A 19550-nucleotide genomic window follows, 5' to 3' on the forward strand; every position below is an offset into this window, starting at 1 on the left:
TGGCCCGGGTGCCGCCGGGCTACGGAGTGGTGGAGTCCTGCGGAACGGGGAACGAGGAGCCGGCGGGCGAAAGGGAGCCGGGCGAGGGGGCGGTGCGCGAGGGGGCGGCGAAGACATTGCCGTGCAGCCGGGGTGCGCACAGGTCGAGGGCGCGGCCCCGGCCGGCCGCCACGCTGAGGCCCGTCGGCCGCAGGGCCAGCTCGATCGCGGTCAGCCGGCCGAGGGCGTCCAGCCGGGCGAACCGGTCCCGCAGCGCGGGGGGCACCAGCTCGGGCCCCTGGCAGCACAGATACGGATCGTCCTCGACGTTCGCGAGGTCGATGAACCTGCTGCCGCCGTCGGTGTTGACGCCGAAGGCCGCCGCCCAGTCCAGGGGGAGCCCGTCGCACAGGGCGGCCACGTCGCGGAAGCGGTAGGCGTGGACGACGGGGTGGAGATAGGCGTCGGCCTCGGCGACGGCCCGCACCTCGTCCCGTTCGGTCCCCGCGGCCGACCCGGTCCCGTAGCGCTCCTCGGCCAGGGTCAGTCCGAGCGCCCGGACCGTCTCCAGGCCCGAGCCGCGGCTGTCGTCCGGGCGCAGCAGCCGGACGAGTTCCCGGTCCAGCAGCCGCTGGTGCTCGCCGAGCGCGTGGTAGAGCCACAGATACAGCAGCCCGTCGGGGCCGAGCCGGTCGCTGAGCCAGCGCATTCCCGCGCGCGGGTCGGGCAGATGGTGCACCAGGCCGGTGCAGACCACGAGGTCGTGGTCGGTGGGCAGGTCGAGCTGCGGCAGCAGCCCTTCCACGAAGCGGACGTTGCGGGCGCCGTGCCGTTCGGCGAGGCGGCGGGCGACGGCCAGGGAGGCGGCCGAGCCGTCCACGCCGGTGAAGTGCGCCCGGGGGTAGCGCAGCGCCATCCCCAGCAGCCGGTGCCCGGTGCCGCAGCCGACGTCGAGGACCTTCCAGCCGTCGAGTTCACCGTCCTCGACGAGGAAACCGAGGCCGTTCGCGACGTCCTCGATGAGGGCCGATTCGGCCGTGGGCGAGGGGTAGGGGAACTCCTCGTAGAGCAGCTTCACATCGGCGGAGTCCATCGTCGTCACCCTTTCCGCGGGGAACGGGCGGCCAGCCGGGCGAGGAGTCCCCGTGCGGCGTCGCCGACGCCGGGCGCCCGCATCATGTCGTAGTGGTCGGCGGCCACCGTGGCCTCGGTCCACGGGCCGGAGGTGAAGCGCCGCCAGTCGGTGCGCGCGACACTGCCGTCGCGGAGGCTGGGTTCGGCGTACACGGCGTGCAGCGGGGCGCGCAGCGGTACGGGTTCCCAGCCCCGGAACAGCTCGGTCTGGTGGCGGATCACCTGGAAGTGCCGGGGTAGCGCGGCGTTGTCGGCGGGGGTGCCGAGGGTCCGGGTGCGTTCCCGGACGAGGCGGACGGCGCTCTCGTCGAGCCGTTCTCCCTCGGCGACCCCGGCGAGGACCGTGGTGATGAGCGGCGCGTGCCGCAGCAGCGCGCCGGGGCCGTAGGCCGCCCGCAGCGCCAGGCGCAGCGACTCGCGGTCGCCGAGGGGTTCCTCGGTGCCGACCCCGCAGTCCCAGATCTCGGCGAAGTCGATCCGCACGCCGCGTTTCTCCAGTTCGGCGGCGACCGCGAGGGCGATCAGACCGCCGAGTGACCAGCCGAAGAGCGCGAGACGGGGGGCGGGGACCCGGCGGACGACCTCCTCGGCGTACCGCGCCGCGAGGCTCGCGACGTCCGGTGCCTCGGGTCCGGTCTCGGCGGCGGTGGGTGAGCGCACGCCCCACACGGCCGTGGTCGGGGGCAGCAGGCCGAGCAGCGGCTGATAGGGGAAGAGCGTTCCGCCGAGGGGGTGGAACACGACGAGTGGAACGGGGTCGTCCGCGGCTGTGGGGGTTCGTGCCGGGCCTGTGGCGGGGCCTCCGGCGAGGGGGACGACGAGGCCGTCGGCCCCGGCGGGGGCCTCCCGGGCCGTCGCGGCCTCCAGCGCCTCGGCCATCGCCGCCAGGGTGCGCCGGCCGAAGACGGCGCCCAGCGGCAGCCGGACGCCGAACTCGGTCCTGACCTCGCGGACGAGCCGGCCGGCCAGCAGCGAGTTCCCGCCGAGGGCGAAGAAGTCGTCCCCGGGCGCGATGCTCTCCCGGCGCAGCAGCCGGGCCCAGAGGGAGGCGAGACGTCCCTGGACGCCGTCGGCCTCCGGCACGTCCGGGACGGGGGTGTCCGGGCACGGCGGGTCCTGGCTCTCCGCCCCGGCGGCGAGTGCGGCCCGGTCGAGCTTCCCGGCGGCGGTACGGGGCAGCCCGGGCAGCACGGCGAAGGACGAGGGCACCATGTACGCGGGCAGCCGGGCGGCGGCGAAGGCACGGACCTGGTCGGGTCCGGCCGCCGGAGCCGCGGGAGTCACGGAGCCTGCGGGGGTCGGAGGGTCCGCGGGGGGCGCGGGATCCGTGGGAGTCCCAGGATCCACCGGAATCGCCGAGTCCGCGGGAGTGGGAGGGCCCGCGGGAGCCGGAGAAGCCGTGGGACCCGTGGGAGCCGTCTTCGGGTCCTCCAGGACGAGGGCCGCGTGCAGGGCCGCCGTGGGGGTGCCGGGGCGGACCAGGACGACGGCGGCGTCCGCGACGCCGGGCGCGGACCGCAGCACCGCGGTGATCTCCGCCGGTTCGATCCGGTGGCCCCGCAGTTTGACCTGGTCGTCGGCCCGGCCGAGGAACGCGAGCCGCCCGGTGCCCAGGACGCGGACCACGTCGCCCGTCGCATAGCCGCGCGTTCCGTCCGGCGCCTGCGGGAAGCGCTCGGCGGTCAGCTCCGGCAGACCGAGGTAGCCGACGGCCAGCTGCGGCCCGGACAGGTGCAGTTCGCCGGGGAAGCCGACCGGTACGGGGCGCCGCAGCGGATCGAGGACCCGCGCGGTCACCCCGGCGAGCGGGCGGCCGATGGTGGGCCGTGCCCCGGTGTCCTCGATGGGGCAGCCGGTGGCGTTCACGGTGAACTCGGTCGGCCCGTAGACGTTGAACGCCCGGGTGGGGGCCGCCGCGAGCCGCCGCCACAGTCCCGGCGGCACGGCCTCGCCGCCGAGAACCAGACAGGAGGGGATGTGCGCGGACGGGTCGAGGAGACCCGCCTCGACGAGCGAGGCGATATGGGTGGGGGTGCCGTCCAGGACGTCGACGGCGTGCTCGCGGAGGAAGCCGACCATGGCCTCGGGGTCCGCCCGGACCTCGTCGGGCACGGGGTGGAGGGTATGGCCCGCGCGCAGCAGTTGGGTGCCCTGCCAGGAGGCGTCGAAGGAGAACGGCGCGTTGACCGCGACCCGCGCGGGCTCCGGCAGTTCTCCGAAGGCCAGGCGGTCCATGGCCGCTCCGAACGCCGCGAGGCTGAGATGCCGTACCGCGACGGGCTTGGGGAGGCCGCTCGTTCCGGAAGTGAAGATCACATAGGCCACGTCCTCGGGGGTGACCTTCTGCACCGGGGGCCCCACGGGGGCGGCGTCCGCGGTGTGCGACGGGGAGCCGAGGTCCCGCAGCCGGACGGTGCGTACGCCGCTGAAGGCCGGGGAGTGTTCGGCGCCCGGGTCCACGACGACGACGCGGATGCCCGCCGCCCGCATCATCGCGCCGAGCCGCGCGGCCGGGAGCGCGGGGTCGAGCGCCGCGCAGGCGGCCCCCGCCGACCAGGCGCCGAACAGCGCGCAGATCTGGTCGGGCGAGCGGCGCACCGCCACGCCCACGATGTCGCCGGGGCCGGTTCCCGCCGCGGCGAGGGCGGCGCCGATGCGGTCCGCCCGGCGGACGAACTGCGCGTAGCCGAGGACGTCCGCTCCGAGGACGAGGGCGGGCCGGTCGGGGTGGAGCGCGGCGCGCTCGCGGACGGCGTCGGGCAGCGGGACCGGTTCCCGGGCGAGGGCCGGACCGCTCGCCCCGGGCCCGGCGCAGTCCGGTCCGGCGCCCTGCCCACCGCCCCCGGCGCCCGGTCCGCCGGCGCCGGCCGGGAGCCGGTCCGGGACTCCGCCGACCTGTCCACCGCTGTCGGCCGGGAGCCGGTCGGCGTACCCGTCCCGGAGTCCGTCGGAGTACCGGTCCGCGTGCTCGTCGGAGTACCGGTCCGGGTGCCCGTCGGAGTACCGGTCCGGGTGCCCGTCGGCCGGGAGCCGGTCCGGGGCGCTCTCCCGCGCGTCCACGAGCGGCAGTTGCTCCAGCGGCGCGTCCCCGGCCGCGCACAGCCGCTCCAGGAGGGTGCGGAACGCCCGTGCGAGGGCGTCGGCGGTCGCCGCGTCGTGGAGCTCGGTCCGGTACTCGACATGGCTCAGGGCCCCCGGCGCGGCACCGAGGTGGAAGGTGACGTCGAACTTCGCCGTCCCGGGGTCGAGCGCGAGCGGCACGGCCGACACGCCCGGAAGCCGCAGCTCGCTCGCGGCGTAGTGCAGTTCCAGGGCGGCCCGGAAGGCCGGGGCCCGGCCGCCGCCGGAGCCGCCGGGCGCGGCCAGGATCTCGTCGTACTCGACGGCCGTGTGCTCCATCGCGCCGAGCACCGTCTCCTGAGCCTGTCGCAGCAGACCGGACACGGGCGCGGACCCGTCGATCCGCAGCCGCAACGGTACGGTCTTCATGAAGTAGCCGACGGCGTCCTCCGCGTCGGCGTCGGCGCGCATGTTCACGGTGGTGCCGAGGAGGACGTCGTCGGTGCGGGTGAGCCGGGACAGGACGACGGAGAGCGCGGAGGCGACGACGGCGAACGGCGAGACCCGCGCCGCCGCCGCGGCGGCCCGTACGCGGTCGAACCAGCCCTCTTCCAGCGGCAGGGGGCAACTGCCGCCGGGGCGGCCCTGATCGCCGGGGTCGCCGGGATGGCCCGGGTCCTCGTCGGGGGCGCATCCGGCGGCCGGGGGTGCGAAGGCGCCCTCCAGCCGGTCGCGCCAGTACTCCAGATCGGCGCGGATCCGCTCGTCCCCGGCCGTGTCCCGCAGCAGCCGCTGGGCCCCGACGGGGTCCGGGTGCGGCGCGGGGAGGGCGTTTCCGCCGTAGAGCGCGCCCAGTTCGGCGAAGAGCGTACGGAAGCTGTCGCCGTCGCAGACGAGATGGTGCAGTACGAGGACGAGCAGCCACTCCTGCTCGCCGCAGCGGATCAGATGCGCCCGCGCCATCGGGCCGGACGCGGGGTCGAAGACGGTACGGGCCGCCTCGGCCGCCGCCCGCTCCGCCGCCGCGGCGGCGGCCCGTTCCCCGGGGTGCTCGCGGAGGTCGAGCTCGGTGAGGGGGAAGGGCCCCACGGGCAGGAAGCGCACCCGGGGCCGGTCGGCGGCGTCCGCCGTGACCACGGTGCGCAGGGCGGGGTGGCGGGCGTACAGCGTGTCCAGGGCGCGGATCAGCGCGGTCCTGTCGACCGGGCCGGTCAGCCGGAAGCCCTCGGCCTCGGTGTAGACCGGCAGACCCTGGGTGATCCGGTCGGCGGTCCACAGCGGGCGCTGGATCGACGGCAGCGCGTGGGTCTCCTCGGCCTCGCCGCTCTCGGGTGCGTCGCGCGTGTCTTCGGTGGTGGGCATGGTTCACCGCCTCTGGGGGTGGGGGGCAAGGGCGTTAAGGCTGAGGGACCGGTTCCGGTCCGGGTCCCGGTCGCGGTCCCGGCTTCTGGGCCGGAAGCGGCCGGTCCGATTCCGAGCCGAGTTCCGGCGCCGGGCCGGGCTCCGATGCCGAGTCGGGCTCGGATACCGAACCGGGCTCCGGTGCGGGGCCGGGCCCCGGCACCGGCTCCCGACCGGGGCCCGGTGCCGGCTCCCCGGTGGCGGCGGTGACAGCGGCCCGTACCAGCGCCGCCTGGCCGGCCAGGCTCTCCGCCCGCATCATCCGCACCGCGTTCACCCGGACCCCGAAGCGGACCCGCACGCTCTTGACCACGCGCGTGATGTCCAGCGATGTACCGCCCAGGGCGAAGAAACCGGCCTCAGGGCCGGGCGGTGCCGCCGTGCCCAGGACGTCCTGCCAGATGCCCGCGAGCACGCGGACGGTCCCGTTCGCCGGGGCCGCGTCACCGCCACCGTCCGGCTCGTCCGGCCCGTCCGGCCCGTGTGTGCCGCCTGCCGTCGGGGGCGGGGCCGGGGTGACCGGCTCCGGCAGCGCCCGCCGGTCGATCTTCCCGTTGGGGGTGCGCGGCCAGGTGTCGACCGTGACGTACGCGGCGGGCAGCATGGGGCGGGGCAGCCGGAGCGCCGCGTGCTCCCGGAGCCGGGCCTCCGCGCAGACAAAGCCGCGCCTCGGCCGTACATAGGCCACCAGCCTCAACTGCCCGCCGTCCGGCCGGGGCAGCACCACCGCCTCCGCCACGGACTCCTCCTCCGCCAGCCAGCTCTCGATCTCCCCGGGCTCCACCCGGTGTCCGCGGATCTTCACCTGGTGGTCCGCGCGGCCGAGGAGTTCGAGCGCTCCGCCGGGGCCCTGCCGCCCCAGGTCGCCCGTGCGGTAGAGCCTGCCGCCCGGCGGGCCGAAGGGGTCGGGCACAAAGCGCTCGCCGGTCAGCTCCGGCCGTCCCGCGTAGCCGCGGGCGACACCGCCGCCGCCGATCCAGACCTCCCCGCGCTCCCCCGGGGCGACCGGCCGGCGCTCCTCGTCCAGGAGGTGGACGGTGGTGTCGGGCAGCGGCAGCCCGACCGGGACGGTGCTCCGGTCGGCGGGGGTGACGGGGTGGGCGGTCGACCAGATGGTGGTCTCGGTCGGCCCGTAGATGTTCCACACCCGGTCCGACCTGCGGCACAACTCGGCCGCCAGCGCGGGCGTGAGCGGTTCCCCGCCGCACAGGGCGACGCGCAGGGTGCCGCGCCACCCCCCGTCGACGATCATGCTCCAGACCAGCGGGGTGGCCTGGAGGACCGTCGCCCCGCTGCTGTCGAGCAGTTCGCCGAGCGCCGCTCCGTCGAGGAGCTGGTGCTCCTCCGCCATGACCACGGACCCGCCGGTGACGAGCGGAAGGAAGAGGTCGACGAGAACGGGGTCGAAGGAGGCCGACGTCAGCGAGAGCCAGATGTCGTCCGGCCCGGGGCGGACCGGGGATGCCATGGCGAGCACCCCCTTGACCAGGCAACGGTGGTCCACGGCGACCGCCTTGGGCCGGCCCGTCGAGCCGGAGGTGTACATCAGATAGGCGAGGTCGTCCGGCCCGGCGCTCCGGAGCGGTGGCGCCGGGGGCGCGCCGTCCGCCGGGGTGTCCGGTTCCGCCTCGTCCAGAACGAGGATCCGGTCCGGGGCGGGGATCGCGTCCGGGCCGAGGGCCGCGTTCGGGGCCGGGGCCCCGTCCGGGACGGGTGTCCCGGGGGCGCGGAGCGGGCCGGCGTACCGGCTGGTGGTGACAGTGAGCAGCGCGCCCGCGTCCCGCAGCATGTCCTCGCGCCGCTGCGCGGGGTAGGCCGGGTCGACGGGGACGAAGGCGGCCCCCGACCGGAGTACTCCCAGCAGGGCCACGGGGAGGTCGGTCGAGCGGCCCACGCTCACGGCGATCCGGTCGCCGGGGCCCGCGCCCCGCCGGAGCAGCCGGTCGGCGACCGTCTGCGCGGCGTCGACGAGGTCCCGGTAGCTCAGGGAGCGCGGTCCGCAGCGCACCGCTTCCCGGCCGGGGGTGCGGTCCGCCTGGCGGGCGATCAGTTCGTACAGGCCGCATGACGGCCACGGTGGCCCGGTGGGCACGTACGGCATGGCGCATCCGTTTCTTCTGGTCGGGGTCGTGGTGGGAGAAGGGGCACGGACCGGGCGGGAGCGGCGTGCGGGACGGCCCCGTACGCGGGCCCGGGCGCGGGGCGCGGGCGCCGGGCGCGGGGGTCCGGCGCGCTGGCACGGGACCCGGAGGGCGGGGTCTGGTCGCGGCTCGCGGGCGTGCCGCGGCGTCGGACGGCTCGCGGACGGGCCACCGCGTCAGGTCACTCCGCGGCGGCGGAGACGGCGAAGGAGCCGGTCCGGGAGCCCGCGGGCGAGCCGTCCGGGGCATCGGCCGGGGCTCCGGACCGGGAGCCGGTGGGGGAACCTGTGGCGGAGGCGGTGGTGGAGCCGGTGGTGGAGCCGGTCCGCCCGTCGGCGGGGAAGGAGTCCCGTGGGGAGGGCGTGAGCGCGTCCGGGCCGTAGTGCTCCCGGACCCAGCCGGGGTCGTAGACCGAGTCGAGATAGCGTTCCCCGAGGTCCGGGGAGATGGCGACCGCCGTGCGCGGCCGGTCCTGCGGATGTTCGGCGAGCCACCGTACGGCGCCGCGCACCACCGTTCCCGTGGAGCCTCCGAAGAGATAGCCGTGCGAGGCCAGGTGGTGGCAGGTCCGGACGGTCTCCGCTTCCGGCACGAGCACGACGTCGTCGACGAGGTACTCGTTCAGCAGCGGGGGCCGTACCCCGGCGCCGAGGCCGGGGATCATGCGCCGGTCGGCGGGGCCGCCGAAGGAGACCGAACCGACCGAGTCGACCGCCACGACGGTGACCTCGGGCCGCTTCCACCGGAAGTAGCGGGCGCAGCCCATCAGGGTGCCGGTGGTGCCCGCGCCGACGAAGAGCACGTCCAGCCCGGGGAAGGCGCCGGCGAGAGCGGGGGCGGTCCGCCGGTAGTGCGTGACCCAGTTGTTGTTGTTCGTGTACTGGTTCAGCCAGACATAGCGGCTGTCGGAGGCGCACAGCTCCCGGATGCGGTCGAGCCGGGCACCGAGATAACCGCTCTCGGGGTGGGGGGTGTCCACGGTGTGCACCTGGCATCCGAAGGACTCCATCAGCTGACGGGCCGAGGTGGTGCACCGTATGTCGGTCACACACAGAAAGCGGTAGCCGCGGCTTGCCGCGATCATGGCGAGCGCGATCCCCAGATTCCCGGACGACGATTCCACGACAATGGAATCCTCCGTCAGCCGGCCCTCCCGCTCGGCGGCGTCCATCATTTCGACGGCCGCTTTCAGCTTGATGGATCCCGCGAAATTCATTCCCTCACATTTGAGAAAGAGCTGCTGCGGCAGAACCGCGCCCAGGTCGACATACAGATCTTCCATGTGGAACTGGTCCGGACTGGTGACGATCGGCACGCCATACCTCTTTTCACACAGGGAAACCCGACGGCGATCCGGATGTCATCCACAGGTCATCCGTAGCGGCGCAATTCATCGAAGAAGCTGTCGACAACGGTCAGCTCCCCCCGTTCGCGGGTCTTCTCCCACACATGCCGGCCCACCGCGAGATCGAGTACTCCGAGGCCGAACGGGGAGAAGACGACGGGCCGGTCGCCGGGGATCCGGACGGTGCCGCGGATCACCTCGCACAAGGTGCCGTCGATGAAATCGCGATGTCCGGTCCGCTGTTCGGCGAGGTGCGGCGAGGTGTCCGCCTTCAGACAGTGCTCGACATCGTCGACCACGTTGACCGACCGCAGAATGACGTCCGGCGACAGATCGCGCAGCGAGAGATGCAGGACCAGCGGGGCGTGGTCGAACCACGCGGGCTCGTGGACATGCGGGGTGGCGGCGACGGTGGCGAAGACCACCAGGTCGGACGCCCTGATCAGCTCCTCCGCCCCGCCGTGGACGACGATCTCGCCGGTGGCCCCGCTCCGCCGCACGGCGTCGCGGAACCCCTCGGCGTGCTCGGCGGACAGGTCGTGGATGCCGACGGTGTCGAAGTCCCAGCCGTTGCCCACCAGATAGGTGTGGACATAGCGGGCGATCAGCCCAGTGCCGATGAAGCCGATCCGCCGGGGCCGCGCCCCGCCCCGGCTCCGGGTGATCCGGTCCGCGGCGAGCGCGGCGGACGCGGCGGTACGCGCCGCGCTGATGACGGAACTCTCCAGGCAGGCGAAGGGATAGCCGGTCCCGGGGTCGTTGAGGATCAGTACCGCCGAGGCCCGCGGCACCCCTTTGACAACGTTTTCCGGGAAGCTGGATATCCACTTGACGCCGTCCACCGCGGCCTCGCCCCCGAGGGAGGCCGGCAGTGCGATGATCCGCGCGGACGGCCGGTCGGGAAAGCGGAGGAAGTACGAGGGCGGGTTGACCGTCCGGCCGACGCCGTGCAGGAGGTAGGCGGCCTCGACGAGTTCCGTGACCTCCCTCTCGTGCCCCGTCAGCACCTTCTTGACCTGCGCACCGGACACCACGCTGAACGCCGGGACTCCCGCACCGTCCGAAGACCGCGCCATCGGTTCCCGTTCCGGTGAATCACTCATCTGTCACACCCTTCCTCGCACAGGATTTCTGCCGTCGAATCCCTCCGGGGATCCGATAATTCGGCATCGCACACATCACCTCGAAGGTCGGCGTCCAAACTTCCCTTCAGGATCTCCCAAAGGGTCATCGAAGGACGCCGAGGTGAACACAAGAAGAACGCAGCACATGGGTAGTTGTCTTCGACATCTAACTCCGCGGACAACTGTCTCTTGATCTTCGACAATCAGCAAGTGTGACGTACCTCACAAGCCCATTCCCTACCGTGATCTCCGACCTGGGGCGGAGCCCGTCTGGCCGATTTCACCGCCTGCGCACCGACACCCGGCCGAATCCGGTTCGATCATGCACCGTTCTTCCTGCACAAACGAAGGAGAGCCCTGTGGCCCACATCGTTCGGCGATTGGCCGAAAACGCCATGCAGGGTGAGGTGTTGACATCGGGAAGGGAATTCGGCATTCCCTCGGAATGCTCCGCCGAAACACGCGGTTCCGCGGCCCCGGGGGCCGGCCGACGGGCGCCCCGGGGAGCGGCAGTCCGGTGTGTTCCCGCTGTTCGTCGGCGTCGGCGGCGACACCGAGCTCCGCCTCGGCCGCGCGGTAGTGGGGTTCGAGGTCGTCGTAGCCGATCGGCCAGCGCCGTCCGTAGCCGAAGGGCTCGGTGTCGAAGTCCTCGGGCAGCATGCGCGGCGCGAGTCCGGTCCAGACGTTGCCGGTGCCGCCGTTGACCCGCAGATAGCCGCTGCCGTAGGGCAGGGGGCCGTTCTGGAGCAGATGGCCCGTCATCCGGAAGCCGGGGGGTCCGGCGGTGCCGGTGAGGTCGGTCATCGCGGGCCAGGAGGCGGCGGGGTGCGGCCGGTAGGGGGCGTCGGGGCCCTTGACCGGCGCGGTCAGATAGGCGGTGAACGGGTCCGGTTCGCCCCGGCCGGGGTCGGCGGCGTCCACCCCGGCCTCCAGGACCAGGACCCGGCGGCCGCGCCGGCCCAGCCGGTGCGCGACGAGCGAGCCCGCCACCCCCGCGCCGACCACGATCACGTCGTACCGGCTCACCGTCCACCCACCCCCGCGGGCGGCCCGGCCCAGCTGCCGTGACCCGGCCGGCCGGTCCCGGGAGCGGCCACACCGACCGCCTTCCACACCAGCCCCTCCGCGTAGGCACGCGGCGACACCACCTGCGGCGGCGAACCGGGCCAGCTACCCGTGTACCAGAGGAAGACCAGCGCACGGGCCGCCGACGGGAGTTCCCCGCCCGCGGCTGCGTCCGGCGGCCCTGTGCAGCGGGGCCCCGACCGGCGCGCCTTCGTCCTGCGCGTCCGGGATCGCGGCGGGCCGGCTCAGATACCCGCGGCGGACCGTCTGCGGGCGACCTCCTCCGCGAGTGCCCGCCGGTCGGTCTTGTCGGTCGAGGTCCTGGGCAGTTCGTCGAAGAACTCGAAGCGGTCCGGCACCATGTACCGGGGCAGCCGATTGCGGCTGTCCCGGGCCAGGCGTGCGGCTTTCACCTCTCCCGCAGGCACGACGCAGGCGACCAGTCGGTGCGTCACCAGTTCGTCGGGAACCGCGATCACGGCACACTCCGCCACCGCGGGCTGCGCGTTGAGCGCCGCCTCCACCTCTCCGAGTTCCACCCGGTAGCCGCGTGTCTTGACTTGATGATCGCGGCGTCCGAGGAAGGTGAGGTTTCCGTCCGTCCCCACTCGGACCAGATCTCCCGTCCGGTAGGCGAGCGGCCGGATGAACCCTTCGGGAGCGGGCACGAGCACCTCGTCGGTGCGCTGGGGGTCGCCCCAGTAACCGCGCATCACCGTGGGCCCGCTGACCAGGAGTTCGCCCACTTCACCCGGCCCCGCCACACAGCCGGTGTCGGTCACGGCGGCCGTTTCGACACCCTCGATCGCCCGTCCGATGGGGAGGGACCCGTCCGACGCGGGCGGTTCCGTCACTTCGTACCAGGTACAGACGTTCGTTTCGGTGGGGCCGTACAAATTGACGAATCGGGCCCCGGGGAGGAGCCCCATCACCTCGCGCAGTACCGGGCTGGGGAAGACCTCGCCCGCGAACAGCACCAGGCGCAGATCGGGGAAGCAGCCCTCGGTCAGCCCGCCCTGGCGCAGCAGGAGGGTCAGCGCCGACGGCACCGAATACCAGACGGTCAATCGGTTTCGACGGATGAAATCCGTCAGTTCCACGGGGAACACCGCGGCACGGGAGTCCACGAGCACCAGAGTCGCCGCACCTGCCGCCGCACCGAAGACGTCGAACACCGACAGGTCGAAGTGCAGGGGCGCGTGGCCGGACAGCCGGTCCTCAGGCGTCAGTCCGAAGGCGGTCACCGCCCAGTCGACAAAGGCCAGCGCGTTCCCGTGCGTGAGTGTGACGCCCTTGGGCCTGCCCGTGGAGCCCGAGGTGCAGAGGATGTAGGCGAGGTCTTCCGGGCCTGCCGTTCCCGCGGGCCGCTCGGTGACCGGTCCTGCCGACGTGCCGTCGCGGACTTCGTCGACTGTCAGGTCGATCACGGCCTTCAGCCGGGGAAGACCGGTCAGACCGGCCCCGCCGACGCGTCGAGGACCGGTGAGCAGCACCGTGATCCCGCAGTCCTCGGCGATGACGCGCAGTCTGCTCTCGGGCGCCTGGGGGTCGAGCGGCACATAGCAGGCGCCCGCCTTCAGCGCCCCGTAGATCCCGACGATCGCCTCGAATGACTTGTCGAGGTGAAGACCCACCCGGTCGCCGGGGCCGACTCCGGTCCGCTCCAGCAAGGCCGCCAGCCGGTCCGATCTGTCGTCGAGTTCGGCGTAGCTGTACTCACGCGGCCCGTCCACCACGGCGAGGCGCGCCGGGTGGGCCGTCGCCGCCCTCCGAAGGAGCTCGTGCAGGGCGCCGGGTGCGGCCTGGGCACCGGTGCTCATGTCCGGGAACCACGCCGGACGAAGGCTTCGATCGCATCGAGGGTGTCGAAGTTGGCGGCGGTCATGTCCGTGTCCTCGACCGTGAATCCGAAGCGGTCCCCGATCCAGAGGCCCAGTTCCATGAGGCTGAGGGAGTCGATGACTCCGAAGTCGATCAGCGAGGCGCCGTCCTGGAGGTGCTCCTCTGGCCCCGACCACTCCAGTTCCTCCCGGATGAACGTGCGAACCGCTTCCTTGACGTCGGTGCCCGTGGTCTTCTCCATGTCCTCATCCCTTTCCCTGTGGGTATCCGTGCCGGTGTGCGTGTCCGTGTGCATGACTAGTTCTTCCTTCCGGTTGGTCGTCGGCCGGTGGTGCGTGTGGTGAGCCCCATGTGATGAGCCGCGAGATTCCGCTGGATCTCGCTGGTGCCCGAGTAGATGCGGGAGGCGAGGGCGTCCCGGAGATCGCGTTCCAGCTCGTACTCGGTGGTGTAGCCGTAGCCGCCGTGGATCTGGACGGCGTCCAGGCCGGACTGGACGAATGCCTCACTCACGAAGACCTTGGCCAGCGCGGCTTCCACCTTGGTGGGCCGATCGTTGTCGATCTGCCAGGCCAGTCGGTGCAGCAGCAGCCGTGCCGCGTCGAGCCGCATCCGCATGTCGACGATGCGGTGGGACACCGCCTGGAACGAACCGATCGGCCGGCCGAACTGGCCGCGTGTCCGCGCGTGGTCGACACAGCGCTCCAAGTCGCGCCGCATGGTGCCCAGCGCGCTGGCGAGTATGAAACTGCGTTCCCGCTCCATGGTCCAGTTGAACACCGCCATGCCGGCGCCCTCGGGGCCGAGCAGCGCGTCGGCGGCCACCTCGCAGCCGTCCAGGTGGACCTCACCCATGGGGGAGGTGCGCAGCCCCATCTTCGAGACCGGCCGGGACACCGTGAGCCCCGGGGTGTCCCGGTCCACGAGGAAGGCGCTGACCCCGGCGAAGCCTCGTTTGGCGGGGTCCACGGCGAAGACGAGCAGCACATCGGCGATCGGCGCGTTCGACACGAACACCTTGGAGCCGTTGAGGACATAGGTGCCGCCCGTCCTGGTCACGGTCGTCGCCATGGCGAAGGCGTCGGATCCGGAGCCGGGCTCGGTCATGGCGTGCCCGGCGATCACGTCACCCGCGCACATACCGGGCAGGTAGCGTTCCCGCTGCCCGGGCGAGCCGAACCGGACGATCGGTGAGGTACCCGCCCACAGATGGGCGTGGAGCGAGAAGATGAGGCCGTTGTCGCGGCAGCCGTAGCCCAGGCTCTCCAGCGCGGTCATCATGGTCGTGGCGTCGGCCGCCAGTCCACCGTGCTCGACGGGCACCGGCAGCCCCAGTAGGCCGATGTCCGCGCACTTGCGCCAGTTCTCGGCGGCGAACACTCCCTCTCGGTCACGTTCCACGAGGCCGTCGTTGAGTTCCTTGAGCGCGAATGTCTCCAGGTTGGCGCAGAACTCCCGCTGTTCCGGTGTCAGGTCGAAGTCCACGATGTCCCTCTCGGTGGTGCGGCGGCGCGCATCAGAAGCCGAATTCCCGCTTCGCCTCGGTCAGTGCCGATATCAGCAGTTCACACTCGTCCGCGGTGTGCCGGCTGGAGACACCGACCCGCAGCCGGCCGGTGCCCGCCGCGACGTGCGGATAGACGAAGGGGGCGACGAGCACCCCGCGGCCCATGAGCCACTTCGCCACGGCGACCGTCTTGTCCTCCGGCCCGACGACCACGGGCACGATGTGGCTGCGCGTGTTCAGCAGATCGAACCCTGCGGCGCGCAGGCGCTCGGTGATGAACTCCGTGTTGCTGTTCAGCTGTGCCCGGAGCCGGTTGCCCTGCTCCTCCAGGAGCCGCAGGGACGCCAGGGTGGCACCGGCCACCGCCGGCGCCGATCCGCGTGACGACGTGTACGAGGGAGACATGTAGCGCAGTTCCCGCTCGAACCAGTCATGGGTGAGCACGAATCCGCCGATGCTGCCCAGGGTCTTGCTCATGGTGCCGATGATCACGTCGATCCGGTCGAGTACCCCGAAGTGGTCCGCCACTCCCAGCCCGTTGGGGCCGATCGAGCCGAAGGAGTGCGCCTCGTCGACGACGACCAGTGCGTCGTAGGCCTCGGCCAGTTCGGTGATCCGGTCCAGGGGCGCGTAGTCGCCGTCCGCGCTGTACAGCCCGTCGACCACGATGATGCGACGCCGCTTGTCAGCACACTGGCCGAGAATGGTCTCCAGACGCTTCATGCTGTTGTGGGGGAAGGTCCGTACCTCCGCGCCGGAGAGACGGCTGCCCATGAAGAGCGAGCTGTGGGCGAGCCGGTCGTTGATCACCACGTCCTCGCTCGAAGCGAGCGTGGAGACGGCTCCGGCCGACGCGGACATGCCCGACGGGAACATCAGGGCGGCCCTCCCCCCCGACATCTTGCCGAGGGTCGCCTCGATGGTCTGATGGATTCTGGTGTGACCGCATATCAGCTGGGAGGCATAGGTGTTGGTGCCGAACTGCTCGATCGCCTCGACGGCCCCGGCCTTCAGCGCGGGGTGCTGGGAGAGCCCCAGATAGTCGCAGGAGCCGAACATCACGAGTTCCCCGTGGGGCTCGATCGTCACGGTGTTGTCCCCGTTGGACTCCACGACGGGAAAGAAAGGCGAGACGCCTTCCGACTCCCAGCGGAGATAGGTCTTCTCCAGCGCGGAGAGATCAGCCTTGAGCGCCATGTCAGAGTTCCCCATGTCTGCTTGGGTGGTATGAGAGGAAAGAGCGAGAAATCATGCTTTCAAGCGGCCCAGGGCGTGGTTCACCACCGAGTGGTCTCGCCGAAGAATTCCGGCACCTCCACCGCTGCCCCGGTCTCCCGGGCTCGGCCCAGCACCAGGGCACCCACCGCGAGGTCGAGCACACCGAGCCCGAACGGCGAGAAGACCACCGGGCGGCCCGGGTCCGGGGCCAGCCGGCCGGCCAGCACATCCGCGAGGGTCCCCTTGATGAAATCCCTTCCCCCGGAGAGCCGCTCCGCGAGATGAGGTGAGGTGTCGGCCTTCAGGCAGTGGTCGACGTCGTCGACGAAGTTCTCCGCGGCCAGCACCACCTCGGGGGCGAGGTCCCGCAGGGAGATGTTGAGGACCAGCTGCCCGGGCCTGAACGGCTCGGTCACATAGGGCTTCAGGGCCGTCGTGGCGAAGAGCACGGTGTCTGCCGCGCACGCCTCGCCCAGCTCGGGGGTGAAGACGGCGGGCAGGCCCAGCTCGCTCCGCACATGACCGGCCAGCGCCCGCCCCGACGTCTCGTCGAGATCGTGGATGACGTAGGAGTCCGGCACGCAGCCGACCGTGTGGAGGTAGTCGCAGACGGTACGGGCGATCACCCCGGCCCCCACCACCGCGATCCGTGTTCCCGCGTACCCGCCGGGGCGCAGCGCGGACGCCGCGAGCGCCGCGGAGGCGGCGGTTCTCGCCGCGCTGATGCCTGCTGCTTCGAGGCATGCGAAGGGCTGGCCCGTCTCGTAGTCGTTGAGGACGAGTACGGCCGACGCTCTGGGCACGCCTCTTCGGGTGTTCGCGGGAAAGCTGGATATCCATTTGATGCCGGCGACTTGGACATCGTCACCGAGATAGGCGGGCAGGGCGATGATCCTGGAGTCCGGCTTCTCGGGGAACCGGAGGAAGTAGCTGTCAGGGTTGACCGTGGAGCCCGCGCGATGGCTCAGATACGCGCTCCGTACCGCGGCGATCACGCCCTCGCGGTCGGTCGTGAGGATCCGGTGGACCGCTGTTCCGGGCACCACATGGAAGGAAAACATCAGCAGACTTCTCTCGTGCACGCGGTGTCGGTCACACCGCACCGATCAGATCGGCCGTTCGGCCGGTACGGGCCCGGGGGCGGGCGCCCGGCATCGGCTCAAGGCTCCGCGGGCCGTAGTGCTTCAGCACCCAGGCGTCGTCGTAGACGGTGTCCAGATAGCGGTCGCCCATGTCGGCGGAGATGCAGACGGAGGTGAGTTCCCGGTCCGGGTCGTTGCGCTCCAGCCAGTCCAAGGCGCCGCTGACGACGGTCCCCGTCGACCCTCCGAAGAGCATGCCGTGCGAGGACAGCAGCCGGCAGCCGCGGACGGTCTCCACCTCGGCCACCTCCACGGTGTCGTCGAACAGAGAGGTGTCGAAGAGCGGCGGCACAACGCTCGCGCCGAGTCCGGGTATCAGCCGGCGGCCCCCGGGGCCGCCGAAGGTCACGGAGCCGACCGCGTCGACGGCCACGACCCGTGTACCGCCCCGCCGATCACGCACGTACCGGGCGCAGCCCACGGCCGTCCCTCCCGTGCCCACTCCCACGAAGAGGACATCCAGATCGGGGATGGCGGACAGGATCCGCGGCGCCGTTCCCTCGTAGTGGGCCCGCACATTGGCCTCGTTGGTGTACTGGTTCAGCCAGACGAGGTGCGGGTCCGCCGCGCAGCGCCGCCGGACGAGGTCCAGCCGCGCCCCAAGGAAACCGTCCACGGCGTGGGGCTCCTCGACGACCACGACCTCGGTGCCGAGTGCTCTCATCGCAGCAACCGTGCCCGGATTGCACCGTGCGTCGGTCACACAGGTGAAGGGAATCCCCTTGCCGGCCGCGACCACGCTGAGGGCGACACCGAGATTCCCGGACGAGGACTCGATGAGGGCGGTGCCGGCGCCGAGCAGCGACCGGCGCTCGGCCTCGGCGACCATGGCGACGGCTGCCCGCATCTTCACGGAGCCACCGAAGTTCATTCCCTCGCATTTGAGGTAGAGCCGCCGGTCCAGCACGGCTCGCAGGTCGACGTATGTGTCGGAGTTCACCAGCTCGTGCGGCGCGGAGATGATGGTCATCGGTATTCCTCCTGTCGGCTGCTGTCGGCCGCCCGGTCCTCAGGGACGTACGGCATCGCTGTCCGGGCTCGTGGCGATGCGGTGGATGCCGTCGAGGATCCGTGCCATCAGCCGCCTGCCGAACTCCTCGTCGTGGAACGAGGTGTCCACACCGACATGGATCTTCATCCGGTCCCCGGTGTTCTGCACGTCCACACAGAGGGGGATGTCGAATCGGACATCCGCGAACTGGCGCGCCTCGACCAGGCCGTCCTCGACCAGGCTGATGCCACGCCGCAGGTGCAGATAGTTGAAGGACGCCTCGAACGGGCGGCTCCCGACCACGCCGAGCGCCTCCGCGTGCGGATAGCGCCGGTGGGGAAGCAGGTCCCGCTCGGCGTCGAAGGCCCGCTCGGCGGCGAGCCGCCAGTCGGCGCCCTCAAGACCGACCCGGAGCGGAAGGTAATTGATGAAGAGCCCCAGGGTCAGATCGCTCCCCTCCTGCTCCGGGCGGCCGTTCATCAGCAGGGCGATATCGGCTCTCGATTCGCCGCGTTCGCCGGCGATGGCCGCACTGTGCGCGGCCAGCAGCAGGCTCTTCACCGGGAGCCGCCAGGCGCCGGCACGCGCGATGAGGCCCTCGGCGTCGGCGTCGGGAACGACGGCGTCGAGGTCCACCGTCCGGGGCGTACCCCGGCGGGAAGTGCCCGGCGGCATGTCCGCGGCCAGGGCCGCGAAGTGCGCCGCCGACTCCTCGCTGCGGGCTGCGGCGCGCTCCAGGCGCACGAACTCGGCGAACGGCAGCGGCCGACCGAAATCGGTCTCCTCACCCGCCAGCGACCTCGCGTAGCAGACCACCAGCTCGTGCAGGAGACTCGCCGCGCTCCATCCGTCGAGCACCGCGTGATGGTAGGCGTAGCTCAGTCTGAACGACTCCGGTCCGGTGGCCGCGGCATGGAACCGGAGCAGGGGGGCCTGCTCGGGATCGAAGGGGCGTCCGAGTTCCTCACGGATCGCGGTCTCCCTGCGGGCGCGCTCGGCGGCGTCGAGGGCTGTGTGGTCGGCCACCGTCAGCGGGATGTCCGCCGAGTGGGCGACGATCTGGACGGCCTCGCTGAAGTTGCTGAGGTCGAACCGCATCCGCAGCATCTCATGACGCTCGGTCATCAGGTCGAGGGCGGCTCGCAGCTTCGGCTCGTCGAGCGGACGCCTGATGTCCCGTACGACCGTGCAGACGTACTGCTCTCCGTCGCTCATCAGGCTCTCGTACACCATGCCCAGCTGGAGCCGGGTGGCGGGCATGGCCTCCCGGGATCCGGCGGGGACCTTGGCCCGGTCGGCCGGGGAGAGCAGGTCCGTGACCGTCTGCGGGGCCTTCGCGCCGTCGGCCACGGCAGCCTCGCACATGCCGCGCACGGTGGGGTACTTGAACAGATGCAGCATGGTGATCTCCAGGCCGCGCCGGTGGGCCTCACCGACCACGGTGATGGCCAGCAGGGAGTCGCCACCGCAGGAGAAGAAGTCGTCGTCGGGGCCGACCCCCTCGATCTGGAGGACGTCCTCCCAGACCTGGGCCATCACGGCCTCCTCCGGGCTGAGCACCGGCCGGGATACCGAGGGAGCGATCGATTCGTGCGCCATGG

Annotated in this window: 13 protein-coding genes; all 13 read right to left on the reverse strand. The window is 72.1% G+C overall.

Annotated features, from left to right (window positions below):
* Positions 1-19: 19 nt before the first annotated feature.
* The 13 genes from CRV15_RS29520 to CRV15_RS29585 all read right to left on the reverse strand — a co-directional run bounded on the left by CRV15_RS29520 (position 20) and on the right by CRV15_RS29585 (position 19548).
* A complete protein-coding gene (locus CRV15_RS29520) occupies positions 20-1072 on the reverse strand; it encodes a class I SAM-dependent methyltransferase (protein ID WP_009999026.1) in 1053 nt (350 codons plus the stop codon).
* Between the two features lie 5 nt (positions 1073-1077).
* The gene (locus CRV15_RS29525) at positions 1078-5535 is read right to left on the reverse strand and encodes a non-ribosomal peptide synthetase (RefSeq protein WP_003963014.1); all 4458 of its coding nucleotides are present in this window, start codon (positions 5533-5535) and stop codon (positions 1078-1080) included.
* Between the two features lie 34 nt (positions 5536-5569).
* A complete protein-coding gene (locus tag CRV15_RS29530) occupies positions 5570-7675 on the reverse strand; it encodes a non-ribosomal peptide synthetase (RefSeq protein WP_003963015.1) in 2106 nt (701 codons plus the stop codon).
* A gap of 221 nt (positions 7676-7896) precedes the next feature.
* Entirely contained in the window at positions 7897-9030 is a 1134-nt protein-coding gene (gene sbnA / locus CRV15_RS29535) for a 2,3-diaminopropionate biosynthesis protein SbnA (RefSeq protein ID WP_003954570.1), read from the reverse strand.
* Positions 9031-9086: 56 nt separating this feature from the next.
* Positions 9087-10163, reverse strand: coding sequence for a 2,3-diaminopropionate biosynthesis protein SbnB (gene sbnB / locus CRV15_RS29540; RefSeq protein ID WP_003963016.1), 1077 nt, complete (start codon positions 10161-10163; stop codon positions 9087-9089).
* A 258-nt stretch (positions 10164-10421) separates the two neighbouring features.
* Positions 10422-11210, reverse strand: coding sequence for an FAD-dependent oxidoreductase (locus CRV15_RS29545; protein WP_009999028.1), 789 nt, complete (start codon positions 11208-11210; stop codon positions 10422-10424).
* A 284-nt stretch (positions 11211-11494) separates the two neighbouring features.
* Positions 11495-13069 carry an amino acid adenylation domain-containing protein gene (locus tag CRV15_RS29555; RefSeq protein ID WP_003954573.1) on the reverse strand — a complete coding sequence of 525 codons (1575 nt, stop codon included), beginning with the start codon at positions 13067-13069 and terminating at the stop codon, positions 11495-11497.
* Positions 13066-13332, reverse strand: a complete 267-nt coding sequence (locus CRV15_RS29560) for an acyl carrier protein (protein ID WP_230864332.1) — start codon at positions 13330-13332, stop codon at positions 13066-13068. The genes CRV15_RS29555 and CRV15_RS29560 overlap by 4 nt, the downstream gene beginning before the upstream one ends.
* A 56-nt stretch (positions 13333-13388) precedes the next feature.
* The gene (locus CRV15_RS29565) at positions 13389-14576 is read right to left on the reverse strand and encodes an acyl-CoA dehydrogenase family protein (RefSeq protein WP_003954575.1); all 1188 of its coding nucleotides are present in this window, start codon (positions 14574-14576) and stop codon (positions 13389-13391) included.
* 31 nt (positions 14577-14607) lie between these two features.
* Entirely contained in the window at positions 14608-15810 is a 1203-nt protein-coding gene (locus CRV15_RS29570) for an aminotransferase class I/II-fold pyridoxal phosphate-dependent enzyme (protein WP_003963017.1), read from the reverse strand.
* Between the two features lie 65 nt (positions 15811-15875).
* A complete protein-coding gene (gene sbnB, locus CRV15_RS29575; protein ID WP_009999030.1) occupies positions 15876-16877 on the reverse strand; it encodes a 2,3-diaminopropionate biosynthesis protein SbnB in 1002 nt (333 codons plus the stop codon).
* 31 nt (positions 16878-16908) lie between these two features.
* Positions 16909-17928 carry a 2,3-diaminopropionate biosynthesis protein SbnA gene (gene sbnA / locus CRV15_RS29580; RefSeq protein WP_003954578.1) on the reverse strand — a complete coding sequence of 340 codons (1020 nt, stop codon included), beginning with the start codon at positions 17926-17928 and terminating at the stop codon, positions 16909-16911.
* Positions 17929-17967: 39 nt separating this feature from the next.
* Complete coding sequence (locus tag CRV15_RS29585) at positions 17968-19548, reverse strand: condensation domain-containing protein (RefSeq protein WP_003954579.1); 1581 nt, start codon at positions 19546-19548, stop codon at positions 17968-17970.
* Positions 19549-19550 lie beyond the last annotated feature (2 nt).

The sequence above is a fragment of the Streptomyces clavuligerus genome, assembly GCF_005519465.1.
Taxonomy (GTDB): Bacteria; Actinomycetota; Actinomycetes; order Streptomycetales; family Streptomycetaceae; genus Streptomyces; species Streptomyces clavuligerus.

Coding starts and splice junctions, on each gene's coding strand:
- CRV15_RS29520 (WP_009999026.1), bottom strand. CDS start 1,072: ATGGACTCCGCCGATGTGAAGCTGCTCTACGAGGAGTTCCCCTACCCC.
- CRV15_RS29525 (WP_003963014.1), bottom strand. CDS start 5,535: ATGCCCACCACCGAAGACACGCGCGACGCACCCGAGAGCGGCGAGGCC.
- CRV15_RS29530 (WP_003963015.1), bottom strand. CDS start 7,675: ATGCCGTACGTGCCCACCGGGCCACCGTGGCCGTCATGCGGCCTGTAC.
- sbnB (WP_003963016.1), bottom strand. CDS start 10,163: ATGAGTGATTCACCGGAACGGGAACCGATGGCGCGGTCTTCGGACGGT.
- CRV15_RS29555 (WP_003954573.1), bottom strand. CDS start 13,069: ATGAGCACCGGTGCCCAGGCCGCACCCGGCGCCCTGCACGAGCTCCTT.
- CRV15_RS29560 (WP_230864332.1), bottom strand. CDS start 13,332: ATGGAGAAGACCACGGGCACCGACGTCAAGGAAGCGGTTCGCACGTTC.
- CRV15_RS29570 (WP_003963017.1), bottom strand. CDS start 15,810: ATGGGGAACTCTGACATGGCGCTCAAGGCTGATCTCTCCGCGCTGGAG.
- sbnB (WP_009999030.1), bottom strand. CDS start 16,877: ATGTTTTCCTTCCATGTGGTGCCCGGAACAGCGGTCCACCGGATCCTC.
- sbnA (WP_003954578.1), bottom strand. CDS start 17,928: ATGACCATCATCTCCGCGCCGCACGAGCTGGTGAACTCCGACACATAC.
- CRV15_RS29585 (WP_003954579.1), bottom strand. CDS start 19,548: ATGGCGCACGAATCGATCGCTCCCTCGGTATCCCGGCCGGTGCTCAGC.